Origin of the sequence: Curtobacterium sp. NPDC090217 (genome assembly GCF_044746705.1) — a bacterium.
Taxonomy (GTDB): Bacteria; Actinomycetota; Actinomycetes; order Actinomycetales; family Microbacteriaceae; genus Curtobacterium.
The window spans coordinates 753843-773925 of sequence record NZ_JBIVCR010000001.1; the positions used below are offsets into that span (position 1 = coordinate 753843).

General features: G+C 71.8%; 23 protein-coding genes. 8 read left to right on the forward strand and 15 right to left on the reverse strand.

The annotated features are described in order from the left end of the window. Positions 1–128 precede the first annotated feature (128 nt). The gene (locus tag ACIPJ2_RS03805) at positions 129–719 is read left to right on the forward strand and encodes a TetR family transcriptional regulator C-terminal domain-containing protein (RefSeq protein WP_402727628.1); all 591 of its coding nucleotides are present in this window, start codon (positions 129–131) and stop codon (positions 717–719) included. Here the strand turns inward: ACIPJ2_RS03805 and ACIPJ2_RS03810 are convergent. Together ACIPJ2_RS03810 and ACIPJ2_RS03815 are read right to left on the reverse strand one after the other, a co-directional pair. Then, on the reverse strand, positions 716–1177 hold the full coding sequence (locus tag ACIPJ2_RS03810; RefSeq protein ID WP_402727629.1) for a hypothetical protein: 462 nt from the start codon (positions 1175–1177) through the stop codon (positions 716–718). The two genes, ACIPJ2_RS03805 and ACIPJ2_RS03810, sit on opposite strands and share 4 nt — an antisense overlap. Positions 1178–1427: 250 nt before the next feature. After that, positions 1428–2048 (reverse strand): GNAT family N-acetyltransferase, encoded by a 621-nt coding sequence (locus ACIPJ2_RS03815; protein ID WP_402727630.1) that lies wholly within the window; start codon positions 2046–2048, stop codon positions 1428–1430. 140 nt (positions 2049–2188) lie between these two features. Between ACIPJ2_RS03815 and ACIPJ2_RS03820 the strand changes: the two genes are divergently transcribed. Next, positions 2189–2629 carry an NUDIX hydrolase gene (locus ACIPJ2_RS03820; protein ID WP_402727631.1) on the forward strand — a complete coding sequence of 147 codons (441 nt, stop codon included), beginning with the start codon at positions 2189–2191 and terminating at the stop codon, positions 2627–2629. Between the two features lie 8 nt (positions 2630–2637). Here the strand turns inward: ACIPJ2_RS03820 and ACIPJ2_RS03825 are convergent, their stop codons facing one another. Further along, the gene (locus ACIPJ2_RS03825; RefSeq protein ID WP_402727632.1) at positions 2638–3009 is read right to left on the reverse strand and encodes a VOC family protein; all 372 of its coding nucleotides are present in this window, start codon (positions 3007–3009) and stop codon (positions 2638–2640) included. Between the two features lie 33 nt (positions 3010–3042). Between ACIPJ2_RS03825 and ACIPJ2_RS03830 the strand changes: the two genes are divergently transcribed. Next, positions 3043–3681: a nucleoside/nucleotide kinase family protein gene (locus ACIPJ2_RS03830; protein WP_402727633.1), complete on the forward strand. Its 639-nt coding sequence runs from the start codon at positions 3043–3045 to the stop codon at positions 3679–3681. Between the two features lie 22 nt (positions 3682–3703). Then, positions 3704–4537, forward strand: a complete 834-nt coding sequence (locus tag ACIPJ2_RS03835) for an SDR family oxidoreductase (protein ID WP_402727634.1) — start codon at positions 3704–3706, stop codon at positions 4535–4537. A gap of 105 nt (positions 4538–4642) precedes the next feature. On the opposite strand, the gene ACIPJ2_RS03840 is transcribed toward ACIPJ2_RS03835, so the two are convergent. The 4 genes from ACIPJ2_RS03840 to ACIPJ2_RS03855 all read right to left on the reverse strand — a co-directional run bounded on the left by ACIPJ2_RS03840 (position 4643) and on the right by ACIPJ2_RS03855 (position 8638). Then, complete coding sequence (locus ACIPJ2_RS03840) at positions 4643–5884, reverse strand: CynX/NimT family MFS transporter (RefSeq protein ID WP_402727635.1); 1242 nt, start codon at positions 5882–5884, stop codon at positions 4643–4645. Then, positions 5881–6585 (reverse strand): HAD hydrolase-like protein, encoded by a 705-nt coding sequence (locus ACIPJ2_RS03845; protein WP_402727636.1) that lies wholly within the window; start codon positions 6583–6585, stop codon positions 5881–5883. The genes ACIPJ2_RS03840 and ACIPJ2_RS03845 overlap by 4 nt, the downstream gene beginning before the upstream one ends. 94 nt (positions 6586–6679) lie before the next feature. Continuing rightward, positions 6680–7375, reverse strand: a complete 696-nt coding sequence (nucS, locus tag ACIPJ2_RS03850; RefSeq protein WP_402727637.1) for an endonuclease NucS — start codon at positions 7373–7375, stop codon at positions 6680–6682. Positions 7376–7384: 9 nt separating this feature from the next. After that, the gene (locus ACIPJ2_RS03855) at positions 7385–8638 is read right to left on the reverse strand and encodes an MFS transporter (protein ID WP_402727638.1); all 1254 of its coding nucleotides are present in this window, start codon (positions 8636–8638) and stop codon (positions 7385–7387) included. A gap of 55 nt (positions 8639–8693) precedes the next feature. On the opposite strand from ACIPJ2_RS03855, the gene ACIPJ2_RS03860 reads away from it, so the two are divergent. Beyond that, on the forward strand, positions 8694–9803 hold the full coding sequence (locus ACIPJ2_RS03860) for a substrate-binding domain-containing protein (protein ID WP_402727639.1): 1110 nt from the start codon (positions 8694–8696) through the stop codon (positions 9801–9803). Between the two features lie 579 nt (positions 9804–10382). On the opposite strand, the gene ACIPJ2_RS03865 is transcribed toward ACIPJ2_RS03860, so the two are convergent. After that, complete coding sequence (locus ACIPJ2_RS03865; protein WP_402727640.1) at positions 10383–11693, reverse strand: MATE family efflux transporter; 1311 nt, start codon at positions 11691–11693, stop codon at positions 10383–10385. 32 nt (positions 11694–11725) lie between these two features. Here ACIPJ2_RS03865 and ACIPJ2_RS03870 point away from each other — a divergent pair, with 32 nt between their 5' ends. After that, complete coding sequence (locus ACIPJ2_RS03870; protein WP_402727641.1) at positions 11726–12394, forward strand: GAP family protein; 669 nt, start codon at positions 11726–11728, stop codon at positions 12392–12394. A 108-nt stretch (positions 12395–12502) separates the two neighbouring features. Here ACIPJ2_RS03870 and ACIPJ2_RS03875 read toward each other — a convergent pair whose 3' ends face one another. After that, complete coding sequence (locus tag ACIPJ2_RS03875; protein WP_402727642.1) at positions 12503–13840, reverse strand: uracil-xanthine permease family protein; 1338 nt, start codon at positions 13838–13840, stop codon at positions 12503–12505. 105 nt (positions 13841–13945) lie between these two features. Here ACIPJ2_RS03875 and ACIPJ2_RS03880 point away from each other — a divergent pair, with 105 nt between their 5' ends. Then, positions 13946–15910 (forward strand): M13 family metallopeptidase, encoded by a 1965-nt coding sequence (locus ACIPJ2_RS03880; protein ID WP_402727643.1) that lies wholly within the window; start codon positions 13946–13948, stop codon positions 15908–15910. Then, positions 15910–16866, forward strand: coding sequence for a serine hydrolase (locus tag ACIPJ2_RS03885; RefSeq protein WP_402727644.1), 957 nt, complete (start codon positions 15910–15912; stop codon positions 16864–16866). The genes ACIPJ2_RS03880 and ACIPJ2_RS03885 overlap by 1 nt, the downstream gene beginning before the upstream one ends. 203 nt (positions 16867–17069) lie before the next feature. Here ACIPJ2_RS03885 and ACIPJ2_RS03890 read toward each other — a convergent pair whose 3' ends face one another. The 6 genes from ACIPJ2_RS03890 to ACIPJ2_RS03915 all read right to left on the reverse strand — a co-directional run bounded on the left by ACIPJ2_RS03890 (position 17070) and on the right by ACIPJ2_RS03915 (position 20081). Next, complete coding sequence (locus ACIPJ2_RS03890; RefSeq protein ID WP_402727645.1) at positions 17070–17261, reverse strand: hypothetical protein; 192 nt, start codon at positions 17259–17261, stop codon at positions 17070–17072. 27 nt (positions 17262–17288) lie between these two features. Further along, positions 17289–17711: an MFS transporter permease gene (locus tag ACIPJ2_RS03895; RefSeq protein WP_402727646.1), complete on the reverse strand. Its 423-nt coding sequence runs from the start codon at positions 17709–17711 to the stop codon at positions 17289–17291. Beyond that, on the reverse strand, positions 17708–18592 hold the full coding sequence (locus ACIPJ2_RS03900; protein WP_402727647.1) for an Asp23/Gls24 family envelope stress response protein: 885 nt from the start codon (positions 18590–18592) through the stop codon (positions 17708–17710). The genes ACIPJ2_RS03895 and ACIPJ2_RS03900 overlap by 4 nt, the downstream gene beginning before the upstream one ends. A gap of 75 nt (positions 18593–18667) precedes the next feature. Continuing rightward, positions 18668–18841, reverse strand: coding sequence for a CsbD family protein (locus tag ACIPJ2_RS03905; protein WP_281266400.1), 174 nt, complete (start codon positions 18839–18841; stop codon positions 18668–18670). A gap of 86 nt (positions 18842–18927) precedes the next feature. Further along, positions 18928–19494 carry a hypothetical protein gene (locus ACIPJ2_RS03910; protein ID WP_402727648.1) on the reverse strand — a complete coding sequence of 189 codons (567 nt, stop codon included), beginning with the start codon at positions 19492–19494 and terminating at the stop codon, positions 18928–18930. Further along, positions 19491–20081 (reverse strand): DUF6286 domain-containing protein, encoded by a 591-nt coding sequence (locus tag ACIPJ2_RS03915; protein WP_402727649.1) that lies wholly within the window; start codon positions 20079–20081, stop codon positions 19491–19493. Before ACIPJ2_RS03915 ends, ACIPJ2_RS03910 begins: the two co-directional genes overlap by 4 nt. Positions 20082–20083 lie beyond the last annotated feature (2 nt).

Here is a 20083-nt window from a genome sequence, read left to right on the forward strand (position 1 = left end):
AAGCTCCTCGGTCGGGTATCCCAAGGGTACTACAAATATCACATATACAAATAGTATTCCGTGACACGGGCGTGCGTCCCCAGAACTGGCGGTCGCGCGGCACATCGCCGAGCCGGACAATCGACCTCATGCCCGCGACCGACGACCCCGACCTCCGCGCACGCATCGTCGCGGCGGGGATCTTCGCCTACCGTGCGGCCGACTTCCACGAGGTCGGGCCGGCCGAGGTCGCCGTCCACGCCGACATCACGGTCGAGGAGTTCCGTCGGGTGTACCCGGTGTGGGAGCTGTTCGTCGTCGCCGTGATCGACCGCTGGAACAACGCCCAGCGTGCAGCGCTCCGGTCCATCGCGGAGCAGGACGGTGCCGTCGCGTACGTCCGAGCCCGACTCGAGACGGGGCTCGGCGACCCTGCACTCGTCCGTCTCCGCCTCGCCCTGCTGAGTGCGGCGTCGAACCCCTCGCACGCAGCGGCGGGGTGGTTCCGGAAGCAGTACACGACGTCCTTCGAGGACCTCACGTTCGCCCTCGCCCGCGACGTCATCGCCGGTCGCGAGTCGAGTGGTTCCTCTGCACGGCACGGCGCCGAACAGCTCCTCGCGCTGTACGAAGGGCTGCAGTTGCAGTCGCTCCTCCGGGACGACGTCGACCTGCTGCCCGGATTCGACCGTGCGGTCGCACGGATGCGCGTCGGCTGGGGAGCGGTCCAGCAGGTCTAGCGGTCGTCGACGGGTGCCGACCAGAGCCGCAGGAGCCGGAGGGCGTCCTCGGCCGCGGGGGACACCAGGCCGAACGGGTCGCTCGACACCCAGAAGGCCGTCAGCGGTGTCCATCGACGCCGGCCGCCGTGCCGCCAGGTGACACCGAGGGCGAACAGCGTCCCCGCCGGATCGCGGGGCACATCGGTGACGGCGCTGCAGGGGATGCGCCGTGACCACAACCATCCCCGGACGACGAGGACATCCGGCTCGCACCGCACTCCGAGGCGCCAGGCCCGGACCACGAGGTACCCCACCGCGGCGGCGACGGGGCTGGAGGCCACCGCGAACTCGGCGTCACCCCACCACGTCGGCACGGTCGAGGCGAGGACCGCGACGGCGCAGAGACCCAGGGCGAGTCCGGCCATCGAGTTCCCGATGCGCACCACGACCGGCGCGCGGAGCAGGAGGGGGATCACGTGGTGAACGGTCGCACGAGCTCCGCGGGTGTCGCCGAGCGGACCGCCGCGATCAGCCGTCGTCCCTGCCACCACTCGTCGCGTCGGATCTGCTCGGCCGTGCTCGCGGTCACGGAGAAGATCGTCGCCCAGTCGTCGGTGGTCGCGTTGTGGGGAGCCGCGATCGGCAGTGCGCGTTCGTGTGGAGCACACCGGAGTATCGCCCGGATCATCGACCTCGGCATCGCCCCAGTACGAGGGCGTGGGACGGTCAGTCCAGCTCGAGCCGCATCACGTACCGCCGCACGGTCGGGTGCGTGACCTCACGGAAACCGGCATCGACGAAGGCCGACCGCGCGCCCACGAAGAGCTCGCCCCAGATGTCGTCCTTCCCTTCGGCGAACTGCATCGGGTACCCCTCGACCGCTCTCGCCCCGCTCCGTCTGGCGTGCTCCACGGCGCCGACGACCAGCGCGCGGCTCACGCCCTGCCGTCGGAACCCCTTGCGGACCACGAAGCAGGCGATCGCCCGCACACCATCGTCGTCGCGGTCCTCGTCACGACCGGACCACGGCACCCGGGTCTTCCGGAGCCGCACGAACGCGGGTCGGGGCTCGACGGCCGCCCACCCGACGGGCTCGCCGTCACGGTAGGCCACGATGCCCGTCGTGTCGCGCGCGGTCGGGTCGTCGCAGCCGACCTCGGCTCGGAAGCGCCTGGTGCGCTCGTCGTTCGGCATGTCCGTGAACGCGCGGTCGAGCAGCTTCAGCCACTGGCAGTGGCACGTCCCCGGATCGCCTCGCTCGCCGAAGACCAGGTCGAGGTCGCTCCAGGGCACCTCGTTCCCCGGTCGGAACGTGATCTGCCCACGGGTCGTGTCCGTCGTCGTCATCGCACGCCGTCCCTCCGGTCCGGATGGCGATCACGATAGCCGTCACCCCGGACGTCGCGTCGGCTGCGTGGTCGCCGGGACGGCCGGGAGGCTCGGCGCGGCATGCGTGCACCGGCTCGGCATGCTGGGATGGTCGGGTCATGGAGTACACGGACTACGACACCCGGCTCGCTGCGTACGGCGTGGTCACCCACGAGGGTCGGGTCCTGCTCGCCATGCAGCGGTTTCCGGAGGCGGGGACGTGGGCGCTGCCCGGCGGCGGGGTGGAGTACGACGAGAGCGTCGAGCAGGCGGTCGTCCGTGAGTTCATGGAGGAGACCGGGTACGAGGTCTCGGTCGGCGGCCTGCTCGGGGTGCGACACCACCTCGTCCCCGCAGAACGCCGGATGCACGAGAACGGCCGGCCGATGAAGGCCGTGCAGGTCGTGTTCCGGGTGACCATCACCGGCGGCGAACTGCGGGACGAGGCCGACGGGTCGACGGAGCGGGCGGACTGGATCCCGATCGCCGAACTCCCGCACCACCGGCACGGCCTGGTCGTCCCCATCGCGCTCGGCTGGGCCGGGGCCCTCACCGCCTGAGGGCTGCGCTACTCGGCGATGACGCTGAAGACGTTGCCGGACGGGTCCGTGAACCACGCGATGAGCGGGCCGCCCTTGCGATTGATGCCCTTCTCATCGGTCATGCCGTCGTAGTGCAGGAACTCGACGCCCTTCGCGGCCAGCTCGTCGACCGCGGCGTCGACGTCCGGCACGGGGAAGTTCAGCACCGTGAACGCCGCGGGTTCGTGGGCGGGGCCCTTCGGGTACGCCAGCACCCAGTGGCCGCCGCCGAGCTGGATCGAGAGCATGCCGTGGTCCTCGGTGACGTCGAGGCCGAGGACGTCCGTGTAGAACGCCTTCGCCTCCGACGGGTCCCGCACCGAGAACCCGCTGAACGCCTTCGTCGCATCGATGCTCATGCCGACAGTGAACCACTCTGCGAGGATGAGGGCGTGCCTGTGGAGGGATCGGTCGACGAGGCCGTCGAGCGTGCGGTCGAACTGGCGTCCTCCGGGCGTCGGGCGGTGCTCGGCATCGCCGGAGCGCCAGGCGCGGGCAAGTCCACGCTGGCCAGGCGGGTCGTCGCCGCCGTGGACGAGCGGTTCGGACCTGGCACGGCCGTGCAGGTCCCGATGGACGGCTTCCACCTGGCGAACGCCGCGCTCGACGCGCTCGGGCGGCACGACCGCAAGGGTGCGGTCGACACCTTCGACGCCGACGGGTACGTCGCGCTCGTGCGGCGGCTCGTGGCTGCTGACGAACCGGTCGTCTGGGCGCCGGACTTCGACCGCCGCGTCGACGAGCCCGTTGCGGGCAGCATCGCCGTCCCGCGGGCGGCCACGCTCGTGGTCTCCGAGGGCAACTACCTGCTCGACGACATCCAGCCGTGGGCGGCGCTCCGCGACCTCTTCACCGAGACGTGGTCCTGCGTCGTGGACGACGGGGTCCGCGTCGACCGTCTGGTCGGCCGGCACATGCGGCACGGCCGCGACCACGAGGCGGCCGTTCGGTGGGCGATCGACGTCGACGGCGTGAACGCCGCACGCGTCGCTCCCACGGTGAGCCGAGCCTCCCGGATCGTCCGGACCTGACCACCTGAACGAAGGAACCGACATGACCATCGCCATCACCGGCGCGACCGGCAACATCGGCGGTGCCGTCGCCCGCGCGCTCGCCGCGGACGGCGTGCCGTTCCGGATGATCGTCCGTGACGCCGCACGGGCTCCTGCGCTGCCCGGGACCGACGTCGCCGTGGCGACGTTCGACGACGTCGACGCCGCGCGCACCGCGCTCGAGGGCATCGACGTCCTGCTCATGGTCTCCGCCGCAGAGGCCGAGGACCGCTTGGCGCAGCACCGCGCCTTCGTCGGGGCGGCGGCGACGGCCGGTGTCCGGCACGTCGTCTACACCTCGTTCTCGGGCGCGGCCGCGGACGCGACCTTCACGCTCGGTCGCGACCACTGGGCGACGGAGCAGGCGATCCGGGCCACGGGCATGGCGCACACGTTCCTGCGGGACAACTTCTACCTGGACTTCGTCGAGGACCTGGTGGGCGAGGACGGGGTGATCCGTGGGCCGGCCGGCGACGGTGCGATGGCTGCCGTCGCTCGCGCGGACGTCGCACGGGTCGCGACGGCCGTGCTCGAGCACCCGACGGCGCACCTCGACCGGACCTACGAACTCACCGGTCCCGTGGCGATCACCCTGGAGCAGGCGGCCGCGACGGTGAGCGCCGAGCGAGGCCGCACGGTGACCTACCACCCGGAGACGCTCGACGAGGCCTACGCGTCGCGCGCGCGGTGGAACCCGGAGCCGTGGCAGGCCGATGCGTGGGTGAGCACCTACACGGCGATCGCCGAGGGAGCGCTGGCGCACGTCTCAGGGGACGTCGAACGGGTCACCGGGCGGGCACCGATGACGCTGCAGGACGTGCTGCGCGCCGGCTGACGGCTTCTTGCGCGTCCGCCGGCGCGGAGTTGCGCCCCGCTCTGGACATCGCGCCCGATCCTGACGGGGCGCGATGTTCGTGCGGGGGCGCGAACCGACGGCGGGTCAGGGCACCCGACGGGCGGACAGGGTCCCCACGATGCCGAGGGTCAGGACGGCGACGAGCACGACGAGCAGCGGCGCGGTCCAGGCGTTCGTCGCGTCGTGCAGCGCCCCGGCGACGAGCGGCCCAGCCGACCCGATCAGGTAGCCGCCGCCCTGCACGAACGCGGACATCCTCCTGGCGTCGTCATCGGTCGACACCAGTCGCACGATGATGATGAAGATGACGGTGATCCCGCCGCCCTGGGCCGCCCCGCCGAGGATCGACCACAGCAACCAGAGCTGCGGCGCGAACAGCAGCCCGAGTGGCATCGCGAGCCAGAGGAACGCCACCAGGGACAGGATCGCCCTGGGGCGCCAGCGGGAGGCGAGCACGGGCACGCCGAGCGCCCCGACGACCGCGAGGATCTGGAACACCGACGAGCTCGCACCCGACGACGCCTTCGAGAACCCGATCTCGTCGTGCAGCAGCGTCGGGATCCACGCCGTGAGCGCGTAGTACGAGAACGCCTGACCGCCGAACGCCAGCGTGAGCCCGATCGTCACCCACCTGGCCGGGCGGGCAGCGGCAGCGGAGGGGACGCGGATCGCACCGGTCCCGAGGACCTGGTCGATCGGTCCGGTCACGACCGCGGGTTCGGTCGGCGTCCCGGTCGCCGGGCGCATCCACGCGGCCCGTGCCCCGACCGCGTATGTCCAGGCCAGCCCGGCGACCACGGCGAGGAGTCCCCACACCGCGATCGCGACCGGCCAGCCCCACACGGATGCGAGCGGTGCGGTGGCGAGCGACGTCAGCATCGACCCGACGTTGAGCGCTGACGTGTACACGCCGGTGACGATCCCGACGCGCTCCGGCGAGGTGTCCCGGCGGATGACGACGGGGATCACCACGTTGCCGATGGTGATGCCGATGCCGATCACCGCGGTGCCGATCAGCAGTGCCGCGGCACTCGGGACCGACCGGAGCACGGTTCCGGCGAGCACGATCACGAGCGACAGGGACAGTGCCCGCTCCGGGGTCGCCTTCGCGATCACCCAGCTCGCGAGCGGCGTCGCGAGGGCGAAGCAGAGCACCGGGATGGTCGTGAGGAGCCCGGCGACGGTGGTCGTCAAACCGAGGTCGAGCCGGATGTCGCCGATCACCGGCGCCGGGGCGACGATGGGGCCGCGCAGGTTCAGCGCGACGAGCACGATGGCTGCCGGCAGCACCCAGCCGGCGCGGCGCAGTGCGGCTGCCCGGGTCACGAACGGGCGCTGGCGTCGACGGTGGGCGCGTCCGGCGCAGCGGCGTCCGGGAGCAGGATCGGCAGCAGGTCGAGCGGGGTGGCTGCCTGGGCGATGGTGCCGTCGGCCTCGGCGGGGGAGCCGTACCCCCACTCGGCGAAGACCACGGGGACGCCGTGCACCCGGGCTCCCTCGACGTCGTGCAGCCGGTCGCCGACGAGCACCGGACGCGAGATGTCGAACCCGCGGGCGTCGAGGCGCTTCAGTGCTTCCTCGACCACGTCGGCCTTCGAGGAGCGGACCTCGTCGTCACTGGCGCCGGTGATGATGTCGATGTCCCCGGTCAGTCCGTAGTGGTCGAGGATGTACGTCGCCGGGGTCTCTGGTTTGCTCGTCGCCGTCGAGATCGGCAGTCCGGCCTCGTGCAGGGTGCGCAGGACCACGTCGATGCCGGGGAACATCGCGGAGTCGAGGGCGCCGTGCGAGAAGTAGTGCTCCCGGTAGACGGCGAGGGTGCGGTCCGCGAGTGCCTGGTCCATGCCCATCGCGTCGCGGAAGGTGTCGAGGATCGGCGGCCCGACGAACGACATCAGCGTCTCGTGGTCCGGGACGGGCACGCCGACCTTGCGGAACGTGTACGTCAGGCTCTCCAGGATGCCCGGCGCCGAGTCGCTGATGGTTCCGTCGAGGTCGAAGAGGATGGCGCTGAACGGGCTTGTCATGACCTGCCCAGCCTAACCGGGGAGGTGGACCCGGCCCACCGTGGGTCGTGACGGGTCCGACGGAGCCGGGCCGAGCCTCCAGGCCGGTCCGCGCTCAGAACAGGCGGGTGTGCCCGCCCTCGATGCCCCGCATCGCGTCGTAGTCGAGGACCAGCACGCGGATGCCGCGGTCCTCGGCCAGCGTGCGGGCCTGGGGTGCCACGGTCTGCGCCGCGAGCACCCCCTGCACCGGACGGAGCAGCGGATCGCGGTTCATCAGTTCGAGGTACCGGGTGAGCTGCTCGACCGCGTCGATGCCCGCATTGCGCTTCATCTCGACGGCCACGCTCGCGCCGGCGTCGTCACGAGCCAGGATGTCGACCGGCCCGATCGCGGTCATGTACTCGCGTCGGACGAGCGTGTGCCCGTCCCCGAGGAGCTCGATCTGCTCGGCGAGGAGCTGCTGCAGGTGCGCCTCGACCCCGTCCTTGACGAGGCCCGGGTCGACGCCGAGGTCGTGGTTCTCGTCGGCGATCACCTCGTACAGGCTGACCACGAGCTTGTCCTGCGTCTTCTTCTGCGTGACCGTCCAGACCTGCTGGATGCCGGCCTCGGTCTGCTCGTCCGTCGGCTCGCCGATCTCGATCGAGCACGGCGGGCTCATCCAGTTGAGCGGCTTGTAGCTGCCGCCGTCCGAGTGGACGAGCAGCGAGCCGTCGGCCTTCAGCATGAGGAGCCGGGTCGCGAGGGGGAGGTGGGCCGACAGGCGACCGGCGTAGTCGACGGAGCAGCGGGCGATGACGAGACGCACCCGGGAAGCCTAACGGGCGTCGGCCCGCCGGTTCACGTCGGCCGGTTCGGCGTCCGGCGTCCGCTCGCGTGCCGCACCCGATGCCAGACCGGCAGCGACGATGAAGACGAACACGATGAGCAGACCGTGCAGCAGGCCGAAGTGCTCACCCGCGAACCCGATGATCGGCGGCCCGGCGAGGAACGCGACGTACCCGATGGTGGCCACGGCACTCACCTTGGCGGCTGCGGTGCGGGGGTCGTCGGCGGCGGCCGACATGCCCATCGGGAAGCCGAGGCTCGCGCCGAGTCCCCAGAGCACCACGCCGACGATCGCCAGCGGCACGCTCGGCACGAAGATGAGCATGCCGAGGCCGACGACCGCGACCGCCGCACTGGTCCGGAGCACCGGGACGCGGCCGAACCGGTCGATCAGCGGACTGCCGGCGACCCGGCCGACGGTCATCGCGGCGAGGAACACGGTGAGCACGGCGGACCCGGCGTCGTTCTCGAGCCCGTGGCCGTCGATCATGGCGAGCGGCAGCCAGTCGTTGGCGGATCCCTCGGCGAGGGCCATGCCGAGCACGATGACACCGATGAGGAGCGTGGACGGCTGCTTCCAGACGGCCCAGCGCGAGACCGGGAGCGGCACGGGGGTGGTGTCGGTGGGCTCCGGTTCGGTGACCCGCTCGTCGCCGAACCAGCGGACGGCGACGAGCATCGCGATGCCGATGAAGACGCCGAGCACGACGAAGTGCAGCGCCACGGGGACCTCGAGGCGTTCGGCCAGTGCGCCGAGCCCGGCACCGGCGAGCGTGCCGAGGCTGAACGCGGCGTGGAACATCGGCATGATCGTGCGGCCACCGAGTCGTTCGGCAGTGGCGCCGGAGACGTTCATCGACACGTCGGCGAGGCCGTTGCCGAAGCCGAACGCGATGAGGCAGACCCAGATGGCGGCGAAGCCCCAACCCGTGGTCACCGCGATGCCGGCCATCACCATGCCGACGACCAGGCAGACGGCCGCGATCTGCACGCCGTGCTTCGCACCGAGCTTCGCGACGATGTGTCCGGCGAAGGTCAGTCCGGCGATCGACCCGACGCTCATCCCGACGACGAGCAGCCCCATCTCGAAGGTGCTGGCGCCGAGCTCGTCGCGCACGCTCGGGATCCGGCCGAGCCAGGTCGCGATGCCGAGCCCCGAGAGGGTGAAGACCACGAACACCGCGGTGATCCACGCGCGGGTGCTGGGGGCCTGGCTCATCCTGGTGACTGACGCCGTCGTCATGGTGCTGTTCCGATCGAATCGATTCGAGTGTGGTTCTCGGATACGCTAACCGGCGATGGACGACTCGGCAACACCTCGTGGCGCGTCGGGGCACACCGCGCCCGCACGACCGACGCTGGCCGCGGTCGCGCGTGCGGCCGGGGTCGCCGCGTCGACGGCGTCGCTCGCGTTCAGCGGCAGCGGCCCGGTCTCCGAGGAGACCCGCGCCCGCGTGCTCGCCGTCGCCGCGTCGATGGGGTACGACGGTCCCGACCCGCGTGCGCGCTCCCTCCGCCGTGGCCGATCCGGCGTGATCGGCGTCGTGATGGACGAACGCCTGAGCGACGCGTTCCGCGACCCGGTGAACGTCCTGACGCTCGACGGCATCGCCGAGGTCGCCGGTGAGGCGGGGGCGTCACTGCTCCTCGTCCGCAGCCCCCTCGACGACGAGCGCGGCATGGGCCCGCTGGTCGACGCGCCGATGGACGCGGTCGTCCTGGTCGGCTGCAACGTGCGGGTCGATCCCGCAGTCGCCGTGCTCCGACGCCGCGGGATCCCGGTCGTCGCGATCGAGGCGGACGACATCGAGGGCGCTGTCCCGATCCAGCTCGACAACCGCGAGGGCTCGCGCCGCGCGGCCGCGTTCCTCCGCGACCTCGGCCACACGGACGTCACCGTGGTCACGCTGCCCCTCGACGCCACGCACCAGCTCGGGCCGATCTCCGATGCGCGCTTCGCGGCCGGTGCGGCGTTCACGACGATGGAGCGGCTCCGCGGCGTCCGGGGCGTGTTCCCGTCGTGCGTCGCGATCGAGGCAGGCGGCAGCTCGGTGGAGGCCGGGCGCGTCGCCGGGGAGTCGCTGTTCGGCCCCGGCGGCACCAGCCCCACCGCGGTCGTCGCGCAGAGCGACCTGCTCGCCGTCGGGGTGATCTCGTCGGCGCTCGAGCACGGGCTCCGGGTGCCGGAGGACGTCAGCGTGGTGGGCTTCGACGGCATCCACGTGGACGACAGCCTGCTGCACCGCTCGCCGATCCGGCAGCTGACCACGCTCGTGCAGCCGTTCGTGCAGAAGGGCCAGGCGGCGGCGCGGGCAGCGCTGGCGATGCTCGAGGGCGATGCGCCGAGTGGTGCGTCGTTCCGCTCCGAGCTCCGCGTCGGCGACACGACGGCACCCCCGCGCGCGTAGCCGCGGCGTTCGCGCTGCCCGAGTCTCGCGCGTGCTGCCCCGCCCGCTCTCTCTCCGCCCCGTCTTCCCTCCCCCCGCGCCCCGGGGGCTCGAGTGCGCAGAAGTGGTGACCGTGCAGGCCCGCAGGTGACCGTTTCTGCGCACTCGATGGTGGTGCCAGGCTGGGTCACCTGCACGGCGCGAGTGCGGAGGGGGCTGGCCGTCGAGTGCGCAGTAGTGGGGACGGCGGAGGCTCTTGAGTGTCTGTTTCTGCGCACTCGATGGTGGTGCCAGTTCGCGCCACGCGGGGGCGCGAGCGCGGAGGAGCCGACATTCGAGTGCGCAATAGTGGTGCCGCGCAGGCTCGCAGGTGACCGTTTCTGCGCACTCGACCGTGCAGCGAGGCCGGGCACCAGCACGGCACGAGCCGGGCACGAGCGCACCGAGGCCGGGCACGAGCACGGCACGAGCCGGGCACCAGCACGGCACGAGCCAGGCACGAGCGCAGCGAGCACGGCACGAGCACGGCACGAGCCGGGCACGAGCGCGCGAGCACCCGTCGAGCGCGGAACGAATGCGGAAGGAGCAGACGCCCCCCGCTCAGCGCGCCATCGCGACGGCGATCCACCCCGGGCGGTGTGCCCGCACGCCGAGCGTCACCGCGCGCACGCCGATGTACCCGAACGAGAACACCGCCCACAGCGCCGCGAGCCCGTTCCCGAAGACCCAGAGCAGCGGCAGGTACACGACGAGGTTCACGCCGCCGGCGATCGCGAGGTACCTGGCGTCCCCCGCGCCGATCAGCACCCCGTCGAGCACGAACACGTACCCGGCGACCGGCATCCCCGCCGCGATGAGCACGAGCACGACGGGCAACGACGACCGCACCGCCTCGGAGTCCGAGAACACCGGACCCAGCACCCCGCTCACCGCCAGGGTCAGCAGCCCGAGCAACACGCCACCGCCGATGCCGAGCACCACGAGCCGCGTCGTCACGAGCCGCACCCGGTCGGCGTCACCGGCACCGAGCGCGTGCCCGACGAGCGCCTGTCCTGCGATCGCCAGTGCGTCGAGCGCGAATGCGAGCGTGCTGAACACCGTCAGGCCGACCTGGGTCGTCGCGAGCCCGACCGTCCCCAGCCCGGCGGCCACCCCGACGGTCGCGAGCATCGCCACGCGCAGCGATGCGGTCCGCAGGAACAGCCACGCTCCCGATCGCAGTGCCCGCGCCACGCCAGAGGCACCCGGCCGCAGCGGAGCGCCCACGCGTCGCGCCGCACGCACGGCGATCACCACGTACACGGCAGCCATCGCCCACTGCACGAGCACGGTGCCGGCGGCCGATCCCTCCACGCCCCACCCGAACCCGTAGATGAGCACCGCGTTGAGGAGACCGTTCGCCACGAAGCCGATCGACGCCACGACGAGCGGGGTCCTGGTGTCCTGCAGCCCCCGCAGCAGCCCCGTCGACGCGGTGACGACGAGGATCCCCGGGAGGCCGATCAGCGACACGAGCAGGTAGGCGGTCGCAGCGTCGGCGACCGGGGTCGATGCGCCGAACAGCCCGACGAGCGGTTCCGCGAGCGGCCACCCGACGAGTGCCAGGACGATGCCGAGCCCGAGCGCGAGCCACATCCCGTCGATGCCGGCGTGCACCGCTCCGCGCCGGTCACCGCCGCCGAGTGCGCGCGCCACGGCAGGTGTCGTCGAGTAGGCCAGGAAGACGAGCAGCCCCGTCACGGTCTGCAGCACGGCACTCGCGAGTCCGACCGCCGCGAGCGGTGTCGCCCCGAGGTGCCCGACGAGCGCCGTGTCCGTCATCAGGAAGAGCGGCTCGACCACGAGTGCGCCGAGAGCAGGGAGCGCCAGCCGGACGATGTCGCGGTCGACGGCGCGGCGCGAAGTGGGCATCAGGACATCATGCCGCGGAATAGGCTCCGCCCGTGGACGTCTTCGCGCTCGTGCCCGGCGCACTCGGCATCGCGCTGAGCCCCGTCTCCGTCGCCTCGATCGTGTTCCTGCTCGGGCACCGGCGCGGGTACGGCGCCGCGGTCGCGTGTGCGGCGGGGTGGATCGTCGCGATCGGGGTCGGACTCGTCGTCGCGGTCCTGGTGGGCGAACGTCTGCCCGCCGAGTCGTCCGACGGCCCTCCGGTCCGGGCGCTCGTCGCGCTCGGCGCCGGCGTCGTCCTGCTCGGACTGGCCGTCTGGCAGTGGACGGTCCGCCGGTTGCCCGACGGATCACCCGCGAGCTCGCGCTGGTCGGACGCGATGGAAGCGCTCGATCCGTCGAAGGCGTTCGGGCTCGGCGTCCTCGGCTTCGTCACGAACGTCAAGGCGCTGGTGCTCGTCCTCGCCGCCGGGTTGTCGTTCGGTGACGTCGACCCCGGGCCGGGTGAGGCCGTCCTGGCCGGCGCGGTCTTCGTCGTGGTCGCCGGCTCCACCGCGGTGATCCCGATCGTGCTCGCGGTCGCGCTCGGTGACCGCGCCGAGCGGGCGATCGCCGGGATGCGCGCGTGGATCGCCCGGTGGGGCTCCACGCTGCTGGTGGGCGTGCTCGTCGTGGTCGGCCTGGTGCAGCTGGTCATCGGGATCGTGGGGCTGCTCGCCTGACGCGACGGCGCGCGCCGGACCGGACGGGAGGCCCTGGTCGCGTCGCGCGCGCACCGTGCGGTGCGTGGCGGAGTCGACCAGGGCCTCCCGTCCGACCGCGCGTCCGCCTCAGTCCGCGCGTGGTTCCGTCGGGAAGCCGCCGGTGGCGGCGTGCGCCGACTCCGACGCTTCCGGTGTCGGCGGCTCCGTGCCGCGCGCCCGGCCGATCAGGTCCATCACGTGGTAGACGACGATCGCGGCCACGGTGCCGAGGATGATGCCGCCGAAGGACGCCTGACCGAACGAGAACGTGAAGTCCGCGATGCCGATGATGAGTGCGATGCCGGCGGTGAGCTGGTTCTTCGGCTTGGCGAAGTCGACGCGGTTCTCGACCCAGATGCGGATGCCGATGACCCCGATCAGGCCGTAGAGCGCGGTGGTCGCCCCGCCGAGCACCCCGGGCGGGACCGAGGAGATGACCGCGCCGATCTTGGGGGAGAGGCCGAGCAGGATCGCGACGATCGCCGCGACCCAGTACGCGGCCGTGGAGAAGACCCTGGTGGCGGCCATCACACCGATGTTCTCGCCGTACGTCGTGGTGGCGGAGCCGCCGCCGACGCCCGCGAGGACCGTCGAGACGCCGTCGGCGAAGAGGGCGCGCCCGGTCAGTGGCGTGAGGTCGCGGCCGGTGAGCTGTCCGACGCCCTTCACGTGGCCGACGTTCTCGGCGATGAGCGCGAGGACGACCGGCACGAACGCCAGGTAGATCGCGAGCTGTCCCGGGTCGAAGGCCGGTGCGGTGAACTCGGGCAGGCCGATCCAGGCGGCGTCGCCGACGGCGGAGAAGTCGACCTGGCCCGCGATGAGTGCTGCGACGTACCCGACGACGACGCCGATGACGATCGACAGCCGACCGATGAGCCCCTTGGACAGGACGGTCACCAGGATGATGGCGGCGAGGGTGATGACGGCGACGAGCGGCGCCTTCGTGAAGTTGTCGCGGGCAGCCGGGGCGAGGTTGAACCCGATGAGCGCGACGATCGCTCCCGAGACGACCGGGGGCATCAGGCGGTCGATCCAGCCGGCCCCCGCGAGGTGCACCACGAGCCCGATGACCGCCAGCAGCGCGCCGACGACGATGATCCCGGAGAGTGCGAGTGGGATCCCGCCGATCTTCGTCGCCGCACCGATCGGCGCGATGAAGGCGAAGGAGCTGCCGAGGTAGCTCGGCAGGCGGTTGCCGGTGATCAGGAGGAACAGGATCGTCCCGATGCCGCTGAAGAGCAGGGTCGTCGACGGCGGGAAGCCGGTCAGCAGCGGGACGAGGAACGTCGCGCCGAACATCGCCACGACGTGCTGCACGCCGAGACCGATGGTGCGCGGCCAGGTGAGCCGTTCGTCCGGTGCCACGATCGTCGTCGCCGAGACGGTCGCGCCGTCTCCGTGCAGCTTCCACGGGAGTCCCATGTCCATGACCGTAGTGGCAGCCGCCCACCTGCGCCGACGGCCGCAGGACGGTTGCGTCGGGATCACCGGGTGGACGGCAGGGGATCGGTGGCTATCGTGGAGCGCATGACCGACGTCGCAGGCACCACCGGAATCCAGACCGACGAACTCGACGCGAAGGTGCAGCCGAAGGACGACCTGTACCGCCACGTCAACGGGCAGTGGATCGACGCGACGCCGATCCCCGACGACAAGGCGCGGTACGGCTCGTTCACGGTGCTCGCGGAAGAGGCAGAGAAGGCCGTCCGGGCGATCATCGAGCGCTCCCAGCAGGCTCCGGCGGGGTCCGAGGAGCGCAAGGTCGGCGACCTGTACACCTCCTTCACCGACGAGTCGAAGCTCGAGGCGCTGGGAACGGCACCGATCGAGCCCCTGCTCGCCGAGATCTCCGCGCTCGGGACGAAGGACGACGTGCTCCGCATGGTCGGCCGGTTCGAGCGACTCGGGCTGCCGAGCTTCATCCAGCTGTTCGTCGACAACGACCCGGGTGACCCGGAGTCGTACGTCGTGTTCCTCGAGCAGTCCGGTCTGGGCCTGCCCGACGAGTCCTACTACCGCGAAGAGCGGTTCGGCGACATCCGCGAGAAGTACCGCGAGTTCGTCGCCGCGATGTTCCCGCTCGCCGGGTTCGAGGACGGTGCCGAGCGCACCGAGCACGTCATCGCGCTCGAGACCGCCCTGGCCGGGAAGCACTGGGACAACGTCGCCACGCGCGACAGCCAGAAGACCTACAACAAGCTGCCGTGGGCTGAGGTGGACGCACTCGCACCCGGGGCGGACCTGCAGCTCTGGTGGGAGTCGATCGACGCTCCTGCCGGCGCGTTCTCGACCGTCGTCGTCCGTGAGCCCTCGTTCCTGACGGGTCTGGCGGAACTGCTCGGAGCCGAGTCGCTCGAGGCGTGGAAGGACTGGCTCCGCTGGCAGGTCATCCGGGCGTCGGCCCCGTACCTGACGAGCGCGTTCTCCGCCACGAGCTTCTCGTTCTACGGCACGGCACTCACCGGCGCCCCGAAGCAGCGTGAGCGCTGGAAGCGCGGCGTCTCCCTGGTCGAGGGCGCGATGGGCGAGGCGGTCGGCCGGATCTACGTCGACGAGCACTTCGACGAGACGTCGAAGGTCACCATGGACGACCTCGTCGCGCACCTGGTCGAGGCGTACCGGCAGAGCATCACGGCCCTCGACTGGATGACCGACGAGACCCGGACGCGCGCGCTGGAGAAGCTCGACAAGTTCACGCCGAAGATCGGGTACCCGGTGAAGTGGCGCGACTACTCGAAGCTGCCGATCTCCGCCGACGACCTGATCGGCAACGTCCGGGCCGTCGCCGCCTTCCAGGTGGACCGCGAACTCGGCAAGATCGGGAAGCCGATCGACCGCGACGAGTGGTTCATGACGCCGCAGACGATCAACGCGTACTACAACCCGGGCTTCAACGAGATCGTGTTCCCGGCCGCGATCCTGCAGTTCCCGTTCTTCGACGCCGCCCGTGACGCCGCGGCGAACTACGGCGCGATCGGTGCGGTGATCGGCCACGAGATCGGGCACGGCTTCGACGACCAGGGCTCCCAGTACGACGGCGACGGCCGACTCGAGAACTGGTGGACCGAGGCCGACCGGCAGGCGTTCGAGGAGCGCACGAAGGCACTCATCGCGCAGTACGACGCGCTGGTCCCGACCGAGGTCCCGGACGGGCACGTCAACGGTGCCCTCACGATCGGCGAGAACATCGGCGACCTGGGTGGCCTGTCGATCGCGTGGAAGGCGTACCTGCTGTCGCTCGACGGACAGGAACCGCCGGTCATCGACGGGCTCACCGGCGCCGAGCGGTTCTTCCTGAGCTGGGCGCAGGCGTGGCGGATGGCGATCCGCCCGGAAGAGGCCGCACGCCTGCTCCAGATCGACCCGCACTCGCCGACCGAGTTCCGCTGCAACCAGGTCGTGAAGAACATCGACGTCTTCTACGACACGTTCGGCGTGACCGAACGCGACGCGATGTACCTCGACCCCGCCGAGCGCGTCTCGATCTGGTGATGGTCGAGCCCGACGCGGCACCGTCCTCGCGGCGGCGACGCCACGACGGCGCGGCCGGTGCGGGGAACCGTGCCGGTGCGGGCGGCCGTGCTCGCGGGCGCCACCGCGGGGGTGGCGAGGAGCTGTTCTCGGCGACGGTCGAGGCCCTCGGAGCGCTCGCCTACGACGGTGCCGGGGTCAGCGCGTCCGTGATCGACACGTCGACCGGCCGCGCCCTGCTCGCGATCGACGACCGGCTCGTGCAACCCGTCGGGGGCCTCGGCCGTGTGCTGCTGCTCATCGAGGTCGCGGCACGGCTCGAGGACGGCCGGCTGCACGGCGACCGGCTGCAACGGATGGCTCGGGACACCGCGACCGGACCGGGGCTCTGGCAGTTCCTGCAGGAGCCGACGATGCAGGTCTCGGATCTCGCCACCCTCGTCGCGGCGACCGCCGACGCGTGGGCCACGAACGCACTGCTCTCCACCGTCGGCATCGACGCCGTGCGCGAGCGTGCCGAGTCGCTCGGGGTCGAGCGATCGGCGTTCATCGACCGCGTCCGGGACCGCCGTGGCCCTGACGACGCGCCGGACATCGCGGTCGCTGCGTCGGGGGAGCTCAGCTGGGTGATGCGTGGTCTGGCCCTCGGCGAGGTCGTCGACGAGGGCGTCTCGAACCGGGTGCTCGGGTGGCTCTCCCTCGCAGCCGACCTCTCGCTCGTCGCGGGGTCCTTCGGCCTCGACCCGCTGGCGCACCGCGCACTCGACCACGGCCTGCAGTCGGTCGCCGTGACGGGTTCCGGCCCGGGTATCCGTGCTGAGGCCGGAGTGCTCCGCGGCCCCGGTTCGAGCGTGAGCTACGCGGTCACGGTGACGTTCGAGGACGACACGCTCGACCGGCGCCTGTCGGTCGTCGAGGCACTGCGCACCATGGGTACCGAGGTGCTCGACGCGGTGCACGTCACCGCCACCCGCTGACGCGCGGCTGCCGCGCCACCGACGTGCCCGGCTGCCGCGCGCCCGCGACCCGGCCCCCTACGGAACCGAGCGCGCCGGGCGGACGGTGGGCGAGCCTCCAGTCGGGGTCCAGGCGACACGATCGGTGTCGTACGACAGCGGGTCTGTCGTTCCGAGTCGGCACCGACGTGCCCGCCCCGCCCCGCCCAACGCCCCCGCCCGGCTCAGCGGTGCTTCTTCGCCGCCTTCGCGATCTTCTTGCCGAGCTTCTTCCGCGACTTGCGGGCGTGCGGGTCGTTCCACATCTTGCGGGCCGTCTCGCCCTTGGACTGCTTGATCACGGTGCGGTTGGCTCGCACCCCGAACCAGAAGCCGATGAGCACGATGGCTGCGATGACGATGATGCGGTTGCGCATGGTCTGTCCTTTCGGTGGTCCGGCCGGTCAGCCGGTGAACTGTCGTACGAGGTCCGTGATCACTGGCCCGATGTCTCCGGCCCGGTCCGCTGAGCCGATCGCGACCGCGAACAGCGGGTAGACGGTCACCACGACGGCGACGATCACCGCGAGGACGACCGGTACCCATGCCGCCACGCTACGACGCCGGGTCACGGCGAGGATCAGCAACGCCAGGACGACGATGCCGCCGAGGACGGTGACGAGTGTGACGCGGACGACCGGGAACGGCACGAGGCCGACGGTGGTCCCGGTGACGCCGACGAGGAACCCGACGAGCGGCAGGAACGCACCCACGAAGAGCAGGAGGACGAGGACCACGCCGACCACGGTGGCGATCCAGACGCCGCGGGCGCGCGGCGGACGTTCTCGGCCGAAGCGACGACCGGAGCGGCCGGACCAGACGGTCATGCTCGGGTGTCCGGCTCGGTCGCCGCGGCTTCGGTGGCCTCCGCGGCGTTCGCGGCCGCGTCGGCCATGTCGTCCGCGGCGCGCTTGGTCGCGTCCACCGCGTCATCGACGGCGTCCGAGCCGGCCACACGGGCTCGGTCGACGGCGTCGGAGCCGGCCACACTGGCACGGTCGACGGTGTCAGCGGTCGACTCGCGCACCTCGGCGGCGGCGTCGCGGGCGCGGTCCGCGGTCTCGGACGCGGTGTCCCGCACCTGGTCGAGCGCCGCGGCGGCGGCCGCTCGGGTCTGGTCGGCGGCGACGCGAGTCCGGTCGGCGACGTCGGCCCCGACCTCGCGCGCCTTCGCTGCCGCGTCGGCTCCGACCCCCTGCGCCTTCGCAGCTGCATCGGTCGCTGCGTCCTTGACCCGCTCGGTCGCCTCCGCCGCCTTCTCGCGGACGGCGTCGACCGCTTCGGAGACCTTCGAAGGCTCGTCGTCGAACGGGCCGTGCACGTCGGTGACCCGGACGTCGACCGTCGCGGGCTGTCCCGCGACCTGGGCGACGGCGTGGGCGACCTGCGCGCGGACCTCCTCGGCGACCGTGGTCACGCGTTCGGGGTAGGTGACGACGAGCGACACCTGCACGTCGAGCGTTCCGTCGGCGTCGTCCACCTGCACGCCGAGGGCGCTGGCGGTCCGGCCGAGGCGGGAGCGGACCTGGTCGGCCGCGCGTTCGAGCACGCCACCCAGGTGGTGCACGCCGTCGACGCCGATCGCGGTGACTGCTGCGGTGCGTGCTGCGACGGTGAGGACGCTGGCGTCCTCCGGCAGCGGCTCGGTCAGCGATGCGGGCAGGGCCACATCGGTGACGTGGGTGCGGGCGTGTGTCTCGTTCTCCATGATGTCCTCCTCGGTCCGGACAGGAGACGACGGGGCACCCGCTGGCGGATGCCCCGTCGTCGTCACTGCAGCTGCCTAGTTCTTGAAGACGTCCTTGACGTCCTCGCCCGTCTGCTTGACGTTGGCGGCGGCCTGGTCCTTCTTGCCCTCGGCGACCTTGGAGTCGTCGTTGGTCGCGTTGCCGAGGGCTTCCTTCGCCTTGCCGGCGATGTCCTGGGCGGCGTTCTTGATCTTGTCGTCGAGACCCATCAGGGTTCCTTCCTTCGGTGGGCGGGCGCGCCCGTTGCGGTGGTGAGTGTGGGCCGGGAGGCCCGTGGTGCGTCCGGCGGTCGGCCTCAGCTGACCCTGGTGGTCGCCTTCGCGAGTGCCGAACGGGTGCCGCCGGTCAGGTGCACGAGCACCGGGACGGAGCGGCCGAGTGTGCGGTCGAGGACCTCGAGAGCACGGTCGACAGCGTCGAGCACGGCGACGGCGTCGCCGCCGCGTCGCACGGCGACACGGATCCGGGCCGCGCGCTGCCGGCGCACCTGGAAGACGTCGACCTTCGAGCCGACGACGTCACGGACGCCCGTGAGCTCGTGGTCCACGATGTCGCGGACGAGCGCCACGTTGATGGTGACGGCGTCGTCGCCGGAGCGTTCGCGGACGGCGACGGACGTTCCGCCGCCACCACGGGTGAACACCCACAGGAGGGCGAGGACGATGACGACGGCGCAGGCCACGGCGACGATCCACAGCGACGCCGCGGGGACGTCGAGGCTGCGGGGGATCGAGACGTACGGGTCGACGGCATCGCGGACGGCCGGCAGGACACCGGCGCCGATGGTGATGCCGACGACGATGGCGACCAGTCCGAGGACGAACAGGATGACGCGGTTCAGGGTGCGGTTGCTCTTCGTCATGACAGCGTCCCTCGTTCTGCGAGCGTGACCTTCACGCGGCGGCCGAAGCGTTCGTCGAGACGGCCGAGCCGTTCGGTGACCGCTGCGCGGACGGCGGCCTCGTCGACCGGCACGCCCGAGACCGGGACGACCCTGACGTCGGTGCGGTTGCCGCGGGAGCTCGCCGAGGTGTTGCCCTCGGGGACCCCTGCTGCCGATCCGGCGGCGTTCGCCGCGGTGGCGGCGATGATGCGGGTGTCGATGACGACGGCTCCACGGTCGTGGGGCACCGGCGAACGGTGCTGCCGACCGGGCTTGAGCGCCAGGACGACGAGTACGACACCGAGCACGACGAGGACGACCGCGATCGCCTCGGCGATCGTGACGAACGCCGCATCGGGGCGGAGTGCCGTGTCGACGACCGTCTGCGGGTCGGCGAGGAGGGGCGCCGCGCCGACCGCGCGGAGGACCGACTCGGTGCCGATCCAGGCCGCGACGAGGACGAGCACCACGAGCGCGACCGACACGGCGGTCGACCGTGAGCGGTGCACGCTCCGGCGACGGATGCGTCGTTCGACGGCGTTGCCGCCGACGGGACTGCTGCTCATGA